The 1,258-nt window shown below is 43.1% G+C and carries 1 protein-coding gene; it reads left to right on the top strand.

Annotated features, from left to right (window positions below; genetic code table 11):
* On the top strand, window positions 1–1,213 hold a 1,213-nt coding region (gene bamA / locus B7Y67_RS18410; RefSeq protein ID WP_293599874.1), incomplete at its 5' end, for an outer membrane protein assembly factor BamA.
* Window positions 1,214–1,258: the final 45 nt, after the last annotated feature.

The following is a 1,258-nucleotide window of genomic DNA, read 5'->3' as shown; positions in this document are numbered from 1 at the left end:
TGAAATGCGCCAGTTTGAAAGCTCTTGGTTTGATAGCGAGAAGATTGACTTATCGAAGAAGCGTTTAGGTCGCTTAGGCTACTTCACCGAGACTGATGTATCCACGCAAGATGTGCCGGGATCACCAGATCAGGTTGACGTCAACGTGAAGGTTACTGAAAAACCCACTGGTGCCATTACTCTTGGTGCTGGTTTCTCTTCCACTGAGAAGTTGATTCTTTCTGCTGGTATTAATCAGGAAAATGCTTTTGGTACTGGTACCGCCGTTGGCTTGAATTTCTCTTTGGGTAAGATTAACCAAAGCTTGGCATTGTCTAACTATGATCCCTACTTTACTGAGGATGGTATCAGTCGTTTTACTGACTTGTACTATCGTTCATCTAAGCCTTTATATTACGTTGGTGATCCCGACTATCAAATTAAAAATGTAGGCTCGAATATTAAATTTGGCGTGCCATATACTGAGGTTGATAGGGTATTTTTTGGATCTGGATTTGAGGTATTTCAGATTCAATCGAGCTCAAATACGCCTGTTCCATATTTAGCTTATATGCAGGACTATGGCATTGCTGCGCCTGGTTACCCGGCCACCTTAAATACTTATAACGTTCCTGTTACTGTTGGGTGGTCTCGTGATGGTCGTGACAGCGCCTTAATTCCATCATCAGGGTCTTTGCAACAATTGAATGCGGAAGTTGGAACGCCCGTGGGTAATATGATGTTCTATCGCCTCTTTGGTCAGTATCAGAAATACCACTCTTTCTCTAAAGGTAATATTTTGTCGTTTAATGGTGAGGTGGGTTACGGGGAGGCTTATGGTAAGTATCCGTTCCCAATTACCAAGAATTACTACGTGGGCGGCATTGGATCGGTTCGTGGTTATGCCCCAGGCTCACTTGGACCTACCTTTTTTAATCCCAATACCAATCTTAATCAGCCTACCGGTGGTCAGTCAAAGATCGTTACAAACGTGGAATACACCGTGCCCGTTCCTGGCTCTGGCGTAGATAAAACCTTGCGGGTATTTGGCTTCGTAGACGGCGGTAATGTCTTTAATGAAAATATCAATCTTGTCTTGAGGTATTCGTACGGCTTAGGTTTATCATGGATATCACCGCTTGGTCCGTTAAAATTTAGTTATGGTATTCCGATCAAATCTTTGCCAACGGATAATGTCCAGCGTTTGCAGTTCCAAGTGGGTACCGCGTTTTAATTGTTTAAGGAAAGTTTTATGAAGCTCAATCAGTCTTCAAAATGG

The organism is Polynucleobacter sp. 35-46-11, from assembly GCF_002281105.1.
Note: the sequence above shows the minus strand (reverse complement) of the source record. Positions and strands in the feature narration are given on the sequence as shown.